Source organism: Duganella sp. 1224, assembly GCF_013408245.1.
In the GTDB taxonomy this organism is placed as follows: Bacteria; Pseudomonadota; Gammaproteobacteria; order Burkholderiales; family Burkholderiaceae_D; genus Rugamonas.
Genome location: NZ_JACBYS010000002.1, coordinates 470,650 through 484,373, shown reverse-complemented (window position 1 = coordinate 484,373; position 13,724 = coordinate 470,650). Strand labels below are relative to the sequence as shown.

The following is a 13,724-nucleotide window of genomic DNA, read 5'->3' as shown; positions in this document are numbered from 1 at the left end:
TTCGCGCTAGAATTTCATTGTGACTGATGATTTGGAGTCCTCCATGCTGGCCCAGCAAACCGATTTGTCCACCCTGCCTGGCGCCCGCCAGGTGCGCAAGCTGCCGGTGCCGGTACACGCGCGCTTTGCCGACGCTGACGGCGTCTGCCAAACGCTTGAAGGCCCGGTGCCCTACCACGCCGGCGACGCCATCCTGACCGGTGTGCGCGGCGAACAGTGGCCGATGCTGTGCACGCGCTTCAAGCAAAGTTACGAGCCCCTGCCCGGCCAGCCGGGGCAATATCGCAAGCGTCCACAGACGGTGCTGGCGCTGCGACTGGACCACGCCATCGAGGTCGCCGTCAACGGCCGGCGCGGCGTTCTGCGCGGTCAGCCCGGGGACTGGCTGCTGCAATATGGCCCAGGTGACTTTGGCGTCGTCGCCGCCGACATCTTCGACGAGACCTACCGCTTCGTCTAGCGTTACCAGCGCGTGGTCTGGATGAACTCGACGAAGGCGCGCAGCGGCGCCGGCAGGTAGCGGCGGCCGGGGTAGTACAGCGACGGCCCGCTGAACGCCGGCCACCAGCGCTCCAGCACCGGCACCAGTTCGCCACGCGTCATGTACGGCCGCAGCCAGTCCTCGAACAGGTAGACCAGGCCGCTGCCGGCCAGTGCCGCGTCCACCGCCAGGTCGGCGCCGCCACCCAGGCTGACCACCAGCGGCCCGGCCGGCTCGATCACCACCGTGCGGCCCTTGTGGCTGAATTCCCACGCCGGCATGGCGCCGCTGCCAAAGCGGCCGCGCAGGCAGTCGTGTTGCAACAGGTCCTGCGGCTTCTTCGGCACGCCGCGCCGCTGCAGATAGGCGGGCGCCGCCGCCAGCGCCATGCGCTGGGTGCGCGGCCCGATCGGGATCGCCACCATGTCCTGCTCCATCCGCTCCTCGTAGCGGATGCCGGCGTCGCAGCCGGAGCGCAGCAGGTCGACAAAGCTGTCCTCGACGATGACTTCGACGCAGATGTCGGGATAGGCGGCCATGAACGGCGGCAGGATGCGCGGCAGGATCAGCCGCGAGGCGCTCAGCGGCACGTTGAGCCGTAGCCGGCCGGCAGGACGGTCGCGGAAGCCGTTGACCACGTCCAGCGCCGAGCTGACCGCGTCCAGCGCCGGCGTCAGTTGCTCCAGCAGGCGCTGGCCGGCCTCGGTGGCGGCCACGCTGCGGGTGGTGCGGTTGAGCAGGCGCACGCCGAGTTGCGCCTCCAGCCGCCGCACCGCCTCGCTCAGCTGCGACGGACTGTTGCCGGTCTGGCGCGCCGCCTCGCGAAAGCCGCCGTGCGTGGCCACCGCCACGAACGCGCCGATATCCTGTAATTCCGCCATGGTGTGATTGTCCTGTTTTCGGCACAAGCTGTGCGATTGTCATGTATTGTCGCACAGCGGGGGCAGGCCTAGACTGTGTTCATCCATCCACTGAAAGGAGCAAGATCATGAGCACATTCCAACTCGGCGACCTGACTGTCAACCGCATGGGCTACGGCGCCATGCAACTGGCCGGCCCGCACGTCTTTGGCCCGCCGCAGGACCGCGCGCAGGCGCTGGCCGTGTTGCGCGAAGCCGTGGCCAGCGGCGTCAACCATATCGACACCAGCGACTTCTATGGGCCGCACGTGACCAACCAGCTGATCCGCGAGGCGCTGCATCCTTACCGCGACGACCTGACCATCGTCACCAAGATCGGCGCCTTGCGCGGCAGCGACGCCTCCTGGCTGCCGGCGCAGTCGCCCGCGCAGCTGGAAGCGGCGGTGCACGACAACCTGCGCAACCTCGGCCTGGACGTCCTGGATGTGGTCAACATGCGGCTGATGTTCGACGTCATGGGCCCGGCCGAGGGCGATGTCGAAGCGCTGATCACCAAGCTGGCCGAGCTGCGCGAGCGCGGCCTGATCCGCCACATCGGCCTGAGCAACGCCACCGCCGCGCAGGTGCGGCAGGCGCGCGGCATCGCGCCGATTGTCTGCGTGCAGAACCAGTACAACCTGGTGCACCGCCACGACGACGCGCTGATCGATGAACTGGCGCGCGACGGCATCGCCTACGTGCCGTTCTTCCCGTTGGGCGGCTTCACGCCGCTGCAGTCGTCGCAACTGGCGGAGGTGGCGGCGCAGCTGGCGGCGACGCCGATGCAGGTGGCGCTGGCCTGGCTGCTGCAACGCTCGCCGAACATCCTGCTGATCCCCGGCACCTCGTCGGTGGCGCACCTGCGCCAGAACCTTGCAGCAGACAAGCTGGTGCTGCCGGCGGCGGCGGTGGCGCGCCTGAATGGCGTTGCCGCATCAGCATAAGAAAAGCGCTTTCATATCGTGAGATGCGGCATGCCGGGCTGCCGCATCTTTTTTCTCATTTTTTGAAAACACGTTTTGCGATATAGGAAATGGTGGCTATCTCATTGAAAATGAAGGAATAAATTTAAGTTATATGTCTTATATAAGACTTGGTGCGGCGCATCAGAATGTCCTACTATTTAGTCATGCAGTTCGGCACTCGAAGACTTACTTTTTTCTTTTAGGAGATCTACCATGTCCCAGTACCAAGACGACATCAAGGCAGTTGCGCGTTTGAAAGAGCAACAAGGTTCCGCCTGGAACGCCATCAATCCCGAGTCCGCCGCGCGCATGCGTGCCCAGAACAAATTCAAGACCGGTCTGGACATCGCCAGGTACACCGCCAAGATCATGCGCGCCGACATGGCCGCGTACGACCAGGACCCGTCGAAGTACACCCAGTCGCTGGGCTGCTGGCACGGCTTCATCGGCCAACAAAAAATGATTTCGATTAAAAAGCATTTCAACAGCACCGACCGCCGCTACCTGTACCTGTCGGGTTGGATGGTGGCCGCGCTGCGCTCGGAGTTCGGCCCGCTGCCGGACCAGTCGATGCACGAGAAGACCGCCGTGTCGGCGCTGATCAAGGAGCTGTACACCTTCCTGCGCCAGGCCGACGCGCGCGAGCTGGGTGGCCTGTTCCGCCAGCTGGACGCCGCCACCAGCGCCGCCGACAAGGCCGCCATCCAGGACAAGATCGACAACCACGTCACCCACGTGGTGCCGATCATCGCCGACATCGACGCCGGTTTCGGCAACGCCGAGGCGACCTACCTGCTGGCCAAGCAGTTCATCGAGGCCGGCGCCTGCTGCATCCAGATCGAGAACCAGGTGTCGGACGAGAAGCAGTGCGGCCACCAGGACGGCAAGGTCACCGTGCCGCACGAGGACTTCCTGGCCAAGATCCGCGCGGTGCGCTACGCCTTCCTGGAGCTGGGCGTGGACGACGGCATCATCGTCGCCCGCACCGACTCGCTGGGCGCCGGCCTGACCAAGCAGATCGCCGTCACCAGCGAGCCGGGCGACCTGGGCGACCAGTACAACAGCTTCCTCGACTGCGACGAGGTGGCGGCCGAGGCGTTGGGCAATGGCGACGTGGTCATCAAGCGCGACGGCAAGCTGCTGCGTCCGAAGCGCCTGCCGAGCAACCTGTTCCAGTTCCGCGCCGGCACCGGCGAGGCGCGCTGCGTGCTGGACTGCATCACCTCGCTGCAGAATGGCGCCGATCTGTTGTGGATCGAAACCGAGAAGCCGCACATCGGCCAGATCGGCGGCATGGTGCGGGAAATCCGCAAGGTCATTCCGAACGCCAAGCTGGTGTACAACAACAGCCCGTCGTTCAACTGGACGCTGAACTTCCGCCAGCAGGTGTATGACGCGATGAAGGACGCCGGCCAGGACGTGTCCGCCTACGAGCGCACCCAGCTGATGAGCGCCGAGTATGACGAGACGCCGCTGGCCAAGCAGGCGGACGAGAAGATCCGCACCTTCCAGGCCGACGCGGCGCGCGAGGCCGGCATCTTCCACCACCTGATCACGCTGCCGACCTACCACACCGCCGCGCTGTCGACCGACAACCTGGCCAAGGAGTACTTCGGCGAGCAGGGCATGCTGGGCTATGTGGCGGGCGTGCAGCGCAAGGAGATCCGCCAGGGCATCGCCTGCGTCAAGCACCAGAACATGTCCGGCTCCGACCTCGGCGACGACCACAAGGAATACTTCAGCGGCGACGCCGCGCTGAAGGCCGCCGGCAAGGACAACACCATGAACCAGTTCCATTGATCGGTGTTCAGCCATACCGTTAATCACCCCGGTCGTTCCGGCGCAAGCCGGAACCCATGGAACGCCTGCTGTAATCGCACCCTGGGCATGGATTCCGGCTTCCGCCGGAATGACCGGTTGACGTCACCTTAACGGCAGTCCGACTCGCGCGGGCTTTTTGTATTTTCTCAATGCTCCGGTGCGCCCCGTCCGTAGACTGGCGCCATGCCCACCGCCCGTTATGACCTGCCCTGGAAAACCGCCTTGACGCATGCTTTCCGGGCCTTCATGTCCTTCTACTTTGCGGAACTCTCCACGCAGATTGATTGGGCCCAGCGGCCACGCTTTCGTGACAAGGAACTGGCGGGCATCAGTCTTGGCGGCAGTCCGCACAGCCTGCTGGCAGATAAGCTGGTCGAAGTGGCGCTCCGCGATGGCCGTGTGCAGTGGGTATTGATCCACATCGAGGTGCAGGCACAGCGTGACGCACTGCTGGCGCGGCGCGTGCTCGACTACAACTATCGAATTTTTAACGAATATGCGCAGCCGGTAGCCAGCCTGGTATTGCTGGCGGACGAGGACCCGAACTGGCATCCAGCGGCGTTTCACAACGACGTGCTTGGCACGGTGATGGGCATCTCGTTTGCCGTTGCCAAGTTGCAGGACTACGCGGCCAGGAGCGAGGCCTTGCTGGCCTCGGACAATCCATTCGCCCTGATCACCCTGGCGCACCTGCGCACCCAGCAGGCGCGGCATGATCCGGATAAATTGTTTGCCGCCAAATGGCAGCTCACCAAGCTACTGTACCAACACGGCTGGCGCAAACAGCGCATAATTATTTTGTTCAAAGTGATCAACTGGATGATGGCCCTGCCTCAACCTCTTCAGGAGCGTTACTGGAAGGCCCTGCTCAAGCTGGAAAAGGAGCGAAAAATGGAATGGATTAGCCCATTGGAACAGTCGTTTATCGACAAGGGATGGAAGAAGGGATTGGAGCAGGGAATCGAAAAGGGGATAGAGAGGGGGATCGAGAAAGGACTGGAGCAGGGGATTGAACGCGGGCGCAAGGAGGAGGCTGTGAGGATGCTGGCCCGTCAGCTGAGCAAGCGCTTTGGCCCACTGCCTGAAGCTGTTCAAAATAAGCTCGCGAAAGCCGGTCTGGCGCAGTTGGAGGCTTGGAGCGATGCAGCGCTGGAGGCGCAGTCACTGAAAGAGGTATTCAAATAATTGAGGCAAGCGAGAACCCGGCTGCTGCATTGCGGCCTCACGTTGGGCGTTATCGCGATCGGACTGGCGTCGCGGCGTTTTGCCATGATGCCGGCGCTGAGCGTCTGGGGGCCTTAAACGGGGGCGATTTGGGCGCCTACACGTTCGGCGCAACGCTGGCGCTGCTGCTGGAATTCGCCATCCGCCATGGCCGCGTTTGTCGAATGACATAAATACAACATTTGTATCGATTTGTATCAAGGCTGGTCGCGGGCACTATTTGCCTAGCACGCCGCGATTTCCCTATGGCGCGCCCACATCATGAATTCCCTTCAAGTAAAAACACTGGATTCCCAGTAACTATGCTGATTTTCCGTCTATCGATGCGCGGGAAAATATGTATAAATTTCAACAATGAAATGCTAGAGTGGTGTGTCAAAAATCACCACATTGATTGACGTTTATACCAGCTGATAAGGGACCAAATGAAGACGAAGCTTCTGCTAGTGTGTGCCGCCATCGCGGCCGTAACGGGTAGCGTGCAGGCCATCACGCTGCCGGGTACTACTCCCCTGACCAAACCGCGCGTCGCGCCCGATCCGCGCATCGTCGACCTCGGTGTGGCCGCGCCGACCGATGTGAAGACCATCTCGCTGTCGCTGGCGGTCCGCAACGCCGAGCAGCTGGATACGTTCATCGCCAGCCTGGCCGACCCGACTAGCCCCAACTTCCGCAAGTTCATCACCCCGCAGCAGTTTGCCGCCAGCTATGGCCAGAGCGCGCAATCGGTGGCCAGCGTGGTCAGCTACCTGAAGTCCAAAGGCTTCACGGTCAACAAGGTGTTTGGCAACAACCTGCAGATTACCGCCACCGGCACCAACGCCCAGATTACCGCCGCCTTCGGCGCCAGCGTGCACAACTACTCGCTGCTGGGCAACCGCTTCCAGGCCGCCGCCACCACGCCCACCATCCCGACCGCGCTGGCGTCGGTCGTGAAAGCAGTCAACGGCATCAGCACCCGCGCGCTGTTCAACAAGCACTCGACCGCGGTGCCGCGCAGCGGCGCCCTGGCTGGCGACGTCAATCTGAAAGTGGCGGGCGCCATCGGCGGCACGCCGGGCCAGTACACCACCACCGATCTGGCGGCCAAGTACAACATCAATCCGCTGTATTCGCGCGGCATCACCGGCGCCGGCAAGACCATCGGCATCGCCACCCTGGCCGGCTACCTGCAATCCGACGCCTTCGCCTACTGGCACCAGCTGGGCCTGAACGTCAACAGCAACCGCATCACCGACGTGCTGGTCGACGGCGGCCCGCGTCCGCAGGACGGACCGGGCTCGGACGGCGCCGGCGAAACCACGCTGGACGTGCAACAGTCGGGCGGCGTGGCGCCGGGCGCCAACCTGCGCGTCTACCTGGCGCCGAATACCGACGCCGGCTTCATCGACGTCTTTGCCCAAGCGGTGGACGAGAACATCGTTGACGTGCTGTCGGTCAGCTGGGGCAATCCGGAAGTGTATTTCGACGATGCCACCATCGCCGCCTTCCACGCCGTGTTCCAGCAGGCGGCCGCGCAAGGCATTCCCGTGATCGCCGCCGCCGGCGACGCCGGCGCGTTCGACATCAACCGCTCGCTGCCATATCCGGCCTGCACCACGCTGCTGGGCGTCGACTTCCCGGCCGCCGATCCGCTGGTGCTGGCTGCCGGCGGCACCACGCTGCCGAACACCGCGGTGCGTAAATACGGCACCGTCACCGTGCCGACCGAGCGCGCCTGGGGCTGGGACTACCAGAAAGACTACATCGTCAAGTACTACGGTACCGACGTGTACTACGCCAACTACCTGGCGGTGGGCGGCGGCGGCGGCGTCAGCGCGCTGTACAACCTGCCGTCGTACCAGAAAAACCTGGCGGGCGTGCAGAAAACCGCCGCCGCGCAATCGCTGGTGTGCGAAAACGCGGTGTTCGACAACGGCACCGGCTATGGCGACTACCTGGACATCCCGGCCAACATCGCCGGCCGCAACCTGCCGGACGTGTCGCTCAATGCCGACCCGTACAGCGGTTACGCGGTGTACGTCAACGGCGCCTGGTCGAGCGGTTCGGGCGGCACCAGCTTCGTATCGCCGCAGCTGAACGGCATCCTGACCCTGATCAGCGCCGGCATCAACGGCCGCGTCGGTCCGATCAATCCGCAGCTGTACAGCGCCTTCAAGACCTACGGCTATGGCGCCGGCTCGCCGTTCAAGCCGATCACCGCCGGCACCAACCAGTACTACCCGTCCACCGCCAGCTACAACCCGGCCACCGGTCTCGGTTCGCTGGACGTGAACGCGCTGGCCAAGGCGCTGGGCGTCAAGTAAGCCCCCACGGGACGGCGCCCGGGTGGCCGCCGTCCTTTTCCTGAACTTTTAGATACGGATCGCACATGAACTTCTTCAAGCAACTGATCGTTACCGTCGCGCTGGCCGCAAGCGCCTTCGCCGCCCATGCGGACACTTTCATCAACAAGGACATCGGCGCGCCAGGCGACTTCAACAACACCTGGACCTTCCTTGGCGTGAATGACACCGCGCACGTCGCCGGCAAGCTATTCGATGACTTCTTCATCTTCAACGTGCCTGATACGCAATACATCTCGGTCACGCTGACCTCGCTGTTGCGCGGCAATGCGAATGGCGTCAGCTTCCAGGATGGCGGCTTCCTGATCTACACCTACAGCGATGGCGATGTGGTGGCCGCGGTCGACGCCACCAAATCCAACACCGTCACCGGCGGCGCATGGCTGCTGGGCAGCGGCACCTACGGCCTGTATGTGGCGGGCAGCTATCTGCTAAACGGCGGCAACTACGGCGGCCAGATCCTGGGCACGCCCTTGGCGGCCGTGCCGGAGCCGTCGAGCATCGTGATGCTGCTGGCCGGCATGGCACTGGTAGCGGGTGTGGCACAACGCCGTCGCCGCGGCTAAGCGTTTGCCGCTGGGGCGAAAGCCGCGCCGCCGCGCTAATGCTGTTCAATTAAGCCTGTCGTTCCAGCGAAAGCCGGAACCCATGGAACGCCTGGGCTGTGGTAACTCTGGCCTTCTATGGATTCCGGCGTTCGCCGGAATGACAGGCTTAATTGAACAGCATTAGCGCCGCCGCGCGGCTTTTTTTATGTCAGCGCGGCGGCAGGCCGCGCGACTCGGCGCAAGGATCGTTCTCGTCCGGAATGTGGCGCAGCTTGCTGGTGGCGGTCGCGGCGGTTGCGGCGGTTGCGGTGCCGCAGGCGGCGCTGGCGTGGCTGCCCTTGCTGGCCGCGCCGACCGCCGGCGCAGCCTCCTGCGTGGCCGGCGCGCAGGCGCTAAGACACAGCAGCATCAGCCAGCGGGGCAGGGCGGAAGACTTCATGGCAGACTCCTGTCACATCAGAATCACGTCGTACTGTTCTTGGTGGTAGGCGGTTTCCACCTGCAGCGAGATCTTCTTGCCGATGAAATCCCCCAGCATCGCCAGGTGCTGCGACTCTTCTTCCAGGAACATGTCCACCACCTCCTGCGAGGCGAGGATGCGGAATTCGCGCGGGTTGAACTGCTTGGCCTCGCGCAGCAGCTCGCGCAGGATTTCGTAGCAGATGGTGCGCGAGGTTTTTACCTGGCCCTTGCCGTTGCAGGCCGGGCAGGGCTCGCACAAGATATGCGCCAGCGATTCGCGGGTGCGCTTGCGCGTCATCTCCACCAGCCCCAGCGCCGAGAAGCCGCTGACCGATACCTTGGTGCGGTCGCGCGACAAGGCCTTCTTCAATTCATTGAGCACGGCGTTGCGGTGCTCGGTGTTTTCCATGTCGATGAAGTCGAGGATGATGATGCCGCCCAGATTGCGCAGCCGCAGCTGGCGCGCGATCGCGTGCGCCGCTTCCAGGTTGGTCTTGAAAATCGTGTCGGCGAAATTGCGCCCGCCGACAAAGCCGCCGGTGTTGACGTCGATGGTGGTCATGGCCTCGGTCTGGTCGACGATCAGGTAGCCGCCCGACTTCAGGTCCACGCGCCGGCCCAGCGCGCGCAGGATTTCCTCCTCCACGCCATACAGGTCGAACAGCGGCCGCTCGCCGGTGTAGTGATGCAGCCGTGGCAGCACGCCCGGCGTGTAGGCCTGGCCGAATTCCTGCAGGTTCAGGTAGTTCTCGCGCGAGTCGACCTGGATCGTGGCCGTGTCGTCGTGCACGAAGTCGCGCAGCACGCGCTGGGCCAGGCTCAGGTCCTGGTGCAGCAAGGTGGTGGCCGGCTTGGTGCGGGCGCCGTGCGTGATCGCGGCCCAGGTCTTGCGCAGGTACTCGACATCGGCGGCGATGTCGGCGTCCGACGCGTCCTCCGCCTGGGTGCGCACGATGTAGCCGCCTTTTTCCTCCTTGGGCAGCAGGCTTTGCAAGCGCGCGCGCAAGGCCTCGCGCTCCGATTCCTTTTCAATCTTCTGCGACACGCCGATATGGCCATCCTGCGGCAGGTAGACCAGCATGCGGCCGGCGATCGAGATTTGCGTCGACAGGCGCGCGCCCTTGGTGCCGATCGGGTCCTTGATCACCTGCACCGTCAGCACCTGGCCATCGAACAGCAGCTTTTCGATCGGCGTGGGCGCGGCGTTGCCGCCGCCGTCGTGCGGACGCGCTTCCCAGATATCGGCCACGTGCAGAAAGGCCGCGCGTTCCAGGCCGATGTCGATGAAAGCCGACTGCATGCCGGGCAGCACCCGCACCACCTTGCCGGAGTAGACGTTGCCGGCCAGGCCGCGGGTGAGCGTGCGTTCGATGTGGAGTTCCTGCACGGCGCCCTGGACGATCAGGGCGACGCGGGTTTCCTGCGGGGTGATGTTGATCAGGATATCTTCGTTCATGCCCCGATCATACACGCGCCCATGCGGGGCGGCAAACCTCAGTCAAGCAGGCGCGCCTGGGCCGCAATCTCCGGCGGCAGCGTGATGCGGTAGCGCGCCAGTTGCGCGCGGCTGAAGACGAAACGGCCGCGTTGCGCGGTCACCGGATAGATGCTGCCCGGCGTGGCGCCGCCGAGGATGCGCAGCGCGATGTCGGCCGCCGCCATGCCCTGGTCGCGGCCATCCAGCACCAGGCCGCCGACCGCCTTGTCGGCGCCGACGAAGAAGTCCCACAGGCCGAACAACGGCACCTGCGCGTGCGCCGAGCTCCAGCGCAGGATGTTCATGGCCGGTGGCGGCGCCGTGCCGTCGTCGCGCACTGCCTGATAGGTGCCGAGGTAGATGGCGTCGTAGCGGTTGCGGCGCGCCGCCAGGATTTCGGCCTGCCACGCGCGCCAGCCGCCGAGCAGCTTGACGTCGACTTCCAGCCCCTCGATCCGCTGGCGCTGGTTGCCGCCGAATACCTCGCTGAACAGCACCGTCGAGGTGATGCTGACGTCGAACAGGAACAGCACGCGGCGCGCCGCCGGCACGATCTTGCGCAGCTCGGCCACGTTGCGCTTGACCAGCGGCCGTTCCAGCACGCCGGTGATGTTGCGCACCTTGCCGGGATCGAAATACGCGCGCGGATTATTGTTGATGCCAAGGTAGACCACCGGGGTGGCGGTGGCCGCCAGCCGCGCGTGCAGCAGGCTGAGGGCGGCGTCGTCGCCGAGGATGACCAGCGCCGGCTTGAGCTTGAGGTAGGTGTCCCAGGCCTGGTCGGCCATGGCCGCGTGGCGCTCGGGCGGCAGGCGCTTGGTGTCCATCTCGAAGCTGACCAGGCGCCACGCCGGTTCCAGCCGCTCGCGCAGCGCGGCGCGGTAGCCGGCGTCCCATTCAAAGTCGGCGTTGTAGCTTTCGATCAGCAGGATGGCGGGCGCTTGCGCCATCGCGCGCGGCGCGGCCGGCAGCAGCGGCAGCGCGGCCAGCAGGCGCCAGGCGGTGCGACGATCCATGGGGTGCATGTGTCCTCCGCGGCGCGGTCAGTGGGCTAGGGCAGCGGCAGGCCGGCCTGGCGCAGCAGCTGCACGGTTTCGTAGATGGGCAGGCCCATGATGCCGGAGTGGCTGCCGGCGATGTGTTCGATGAAGGCGGCGGCCGGGCCCTGGATGCCGTAGCCGCCGGCCTTGTCGTAGGGTTCCGGCGTGGCGCAGTAGGCGGCGATGGCGGCCGGCGTCAGCACGCCGAAGCGCACCTCCGACACCTGCGTGACCTGCGCCGAAAAGCCGGCCGCCTCCACCGCGATCGCCGTCAGCACCTGGTGGGTGCGGCCCGACAGCTGTTGCAGCATGGCGGTGGCCTCGGCGGCGTTGGCCGGCTTGCCGAGGATCTGGCCATCGATGGTGACGGTGGTGTCGGCCGACAGCACCGGGCGCGGCGCCATGCGGCGCTTGCTGATCAGGTCCGCCGCGAACGCGGCCTTTTCCCTGGCCACGCGCGCCACGTAGTCGAGCGGCGCTTCGCCCGGCAGCACGTCCTCGGTGACGTCGGCGCCGCGCGGGCCGTCGCTGCGCAGCAGCAGCAGCTCGAAGTCGATGCCGACCTGGCGCAGCAGTTCGCGCCGGCGCGGGCTCTTGGAAGCGAGGTAGATCTTCTTGTCGACCGGTTTCATAGGATGGTTGTCAGACCCGGTGATACGGGTGGTTCTGCGTAATGGTCCAGGCGCGGTACAACTGCTCCGCCAGCATCACCCGCACCATGCCATGCGGCAGCGTCATGCTGGAGATGCGGATCAGGCCCTCGGCGCGCGCCTTCAGCGCCGGATCGAGGCCGTCGGCGCCGCCGATCAGGAAGGCGGTGTCGCGCCCGTCCTGCTGCCACGCCTCCAGTTGCTGCGACAGGCCGACCGAGGTCAGGTCCTTGCCGCGTTCATCGAGCGCGATGATGCGCACCGATTTCGGCAGCGCCGCCTCGATGCGCTCGCGCTCCAGCGCCATCGCGGTGGCGGCGGTCTTGCTGCCGGAACGCTCGACCGGCTTGATTTCCTTCAGCACGATCTTCAGCTCCGGCGGCATGCGCTTCACGTACTCGGCATAGCCGGTTTCGATCCAGGCCGGCATCTTGTGCCCGACCGCAGCGATGATCAGCTGCATGCCGGATTACTCTTCGGTTTTCTTGATGCGCTTGATGACGGTTTTCACCGGCGCTTCGTCCGCCTTCGGCTTGGCGGCGCGCGGCTTCGGCGCGGCCTTCAGCGCCTTGACGGCGGCCACGGTGGCCTTGGGCGCGGCGACCTTCACCTTCTTGCCGGCCGGGACGGCGACGGCCGGCTTGTCGGCGGCGGCCTTCTTCGCGGTCGTGGCCTTGGCGGCGGCCGGCTTGCGCGCCGGCGTCTTCTTCTCGACCACCGGCGACGCGTCCACCGCCTTCTTGCCGGCGGCCAGGTGGCTGCTGACTTTCTTCGGCGCGGCGTCTTCCGCTTCCTTGGTCGACTTGCGCTTGGCGGCGCCCAGCTTGACCGGCTTGTCGCCCCAGATTTCTTCCAGGCGGTAGTAGGCGCGGATTGGCGCCTGCATGATGTGGACGATCATGTCGCCCAGGTCGACCAGCACCCATTCACCGGTGTCCTCGCCTTCCATGCCGTAGACGTCGCCGCCGGCTTCCTTGACCTTGTCGCGCACCGAGGCGGCCAGCGCCTTGGTCTGGCGGTTGGAGGTACCGGAGGCAATCGCGATGCGGTCGAACAGGCTGGTGAGGTGGGTCGTGTCGAACAGGACGATGTCTTGGGCCTTGACGTCTTCGAGGGCGTCAACGACCAGGGTTTGCAGTTTTTTGATGTCCATTAGCTTTTGTAGAGATGGTGTTGTTCAATATAGTCTAGCACTAGCGGCGGGATAAGCGAGTCCGCCGTCTCCCCCCGTTGTAATGCCGCACGTATCTGGGTAGCGGAAATATCCACCGCGAAGTCCTGTGCCAGATAAGTCAGACCATGCGGCGTGTTACGGATTTGTTCAGGCGTTCCCAGTCGGCTGGAAAACGCCTCGGCCACGGCCGGCGGCAGGCCGGCGGCGGCGATGTCATAGCCGGGGCGGGCGGCCACGCAGAAATGCGCGTAGCCGAACAGCGCCTGCCAGTCATGCCAGGTGTCGAGCCGCTGCAGCTGGTCGGCGCCCATCAGGAAGCTGATGGAGGCCTGCGGCCCGAGTTCGTCGCGCACATTGCGCAACGTGTCGATGGAATACGTCGGCAGCCCCTGGGCGCCGCGCGCGATCTCCTGCAGGTCGACCGCCACGCTGAACGGCTGGCCGGCGAACGCCAGCGCCACCATGTCGGCGCGCTGCTGCGCCGAGGCTTTCAGCGTGGCCTTTTGCCACGGCAGTCCGGTCGGGATCACGCGCAACTGGTCCACCTGCAGCAGCGTGGCGAAGTATTCGCCCAGCGCGACGTGACCTAGATGCACCGGATCGTAGCTGCCTCCCAGCAGTGCGATGCGGAAGGCCAT

Annotated in this window: 14 protein-coding genes; 6 read left to right on the top strand and 8 right to left on the bottom strand. The window is 65.1% G+C overall.

Annotated elements, in window-relative coordinates:
- Nucleotides 1-19: 19 nt before the first annotated feature.
- Nucleotides 20-460 carry a PGDYG domain-containing protein gene (locus FHW58_RS14195; protein ID WP_179673787.1) on the top strand — a complete coding sequence of 147 codons (441 nt, stop codon included), beginning with the start codon at nucleotides 20-22 and terminating at the stop codon, nucleotides 458-460.
- A 2-nt stretch (nucleotides 461-462) separates the two neighbouring features.
- Here FHW58_RS14195 and FHW58_RS14190 read toward each other — a convergent pair whose 3' ends face one another.
- Nucleotides 463-1,362, bottom strand: a complete 900-nt coding sequence (locus tag FHW58_RS14190) for a LysR family transcriptional regulator (protein WP_179673786.1) — start codon at nucleotides 1,360-1,362, stop codon at nucleotides 463-465.
- Between the two features lie 107 nt (nucleotides 1,363-1,469).
- On the opposite strand from FHW58_RS14190, the gene FHW58_RS14185 reads away from it, so the two are divergent.
- The 5 genes from FHW58_RS14185 to FHW58_RS14165 all read left to right on the top strand — a co-directional run bounded on the left by FHW58_RS14185 (nucleotide 1,470) and on the right by FHW58_RS14165 (nucleotide 8,301).
- Complete coding sequence (locus tag FHW58_RS14185) at nucleotides 1,470-2,324, top strand: aldo/keto reductase family oxidoreductase (protein WP_179673785.1); 855 nt, start codon at nucleotides 1,470-1,472, stop codon at nucleotides 2,322-2,324.
- A 234-nt stretch (nucleotides 2,325-2,558) separates the two neighbouring features.
- The gene (locus FHW58_RS14180) at nucleotides 2,559-4,145 is read left to right on the top strand and encodes an isocitrate lyase (RefSeq protein WP_179673784.1); all 1,587 of its coding nucleotides are present in this window, start codon (nucleotides 2,559-2,561) and stop codon (nucleotides 4,143-4,145) included.
- A 204-nt stretch (nucleotides 4,146-4,349) separates the two neighbouring features.
- The gene (locus FHW58_RS14175; protein ID WP_179673783.1) at nucleotides 4,350-5,351 is read left to right on the top strand and encodes a DUF4351 domain-containing protein; all 1,002 of its coding nucleotides are present in this window, start codon (nucleotides 4,350-4,352) and stop codon (nucleotides 5,349-5,351) included.
- A 464-nt stretch (nucleotides 5,352-5,815) separates the two neighbouring features.
- Nucleotides 5,816-7,696: a protease pro-enzyme activation domain-containing protein gene (locus tag FHW58_RS14170; protein ID WP_179673782.1), complete on the top strand. Its 1,881-nt coding sequence runs from the start codon at nucleotides 5,816-5,818 to the stop codon at nucleotides 7,694-7,696.
- 65 nt (nucleotides 7,697-7,761) lie between these two features.
- Entirely contained in the window at nucleotides 7,762-8,301 is a 540-nt protein-coding gene (locus FHW58_RS14165) for an FxDxF family PEP-CTERM protein (protein ID WP_179673781.1), read from the top strand.
- A 190-nt stretch (nucleotides 8,302-8,491) separates the two neighbouring features.
- Here FHW58_RS14165 and FHW58_RS14160 read toward each other — a convergent pair whose 3' ends face one another.
- From FHW58_RS14160 to FHW58_RS14130, 7 genes are read right to left on the bottom strand one after another with little or no spacing between them, the layout of a single operon-like run.
- Nucleotides 8,492-8,722: a hypothetical protein gene (locus FHW58_RS14160; protein WP_179673780.1), complete on the bottom strand. Its 231-nt coding sequence runs from the start codon at nucleotides 8,720-8,722 to the stop codon at nucleotides 8,492-8,494.
- Between the two features lie 12 nt (nucleotides 8,723-8,734).
- On the bottom strand, nucleotides 8,735-10,201 hold the full coding sequence (gene rng / locus FHW58_RS14155; RefSeq protein ID WP_179673779.1) for a ribonuclease G: 1,467 nt from the start codon (nucleotides 10,199-10,201) through the stop codon (nucleotides 8,735-8,737).
- 38 nt (nucleotides 10,202-10,239) lie between these two features.
- Entirely contained in the window at nucleotides 10,240-11,238 is a 999-nt protein-coding gene (locus FHW58_RS14150; protein WP_179673778.1) for an ABC transporter substrate-binding protein, read from the bottom strand.
- A 35-nt stretch (nucleotides 11,239-11,273) separates the two neighbouring features.
- Nucleotides 11,274-11,894 carry a nucleoside triphosphate pyrophosphatase gene (locus FHW58_RS14145; RefSeq protein WP_179673777.1) on the bottom strand — a complete coding sequence of 207 codons (621 nt, stop codon included), beginning with the start codon at nucleotides 11,892-11,894 and terminating at the stop codon, nucleotides 11,274-11,276.
- A gap of 10 nt (nucleotides 11,895-11,904) precedes the next feature.
- On the bottom strand, nucleotides 11,905-12,375 hold the full coding sequence (gene rlmH, locus FHW58_RS14140; RefSeq protein ID WP_072789839.1) for a 23S rRNA (pseudouridine(1915)-N(3))-methyltransferase RlmH: 471 nt from the start codon (nucleotides 12,373-12,375) through the stop codon (nucleotides 11,905-11,907).
- 6 nt (nucleotides 12,376-12,381) lie between these two features.
- Nucleotides 12,382-13,065 carry a ribosome silencing factor gene (rsfS, locus tag FHW58_RS14135; RefSeq protein ID WP_179673776.1) on the bottom strand — a complete coding sequence of 228 codons (684 nt, stop codon included), beginning with the start codon at nucleotides 13,063-13,065 and terminating at the stop codon, nucleotides 12,382-12,384.
- Entirely contained in the window at nucleotides 13,065-13,724 is a 660-nt protein-coding gene (locus FHW58_RS14130; RefSeq protein ID WP_179673775.1) for a nicotinate-nucleotide adenylyltransferase, read from the bottom strand. Before FHW58_RS14130 ends, rsfS begins: the two co-directional genes overlap by 1 nt.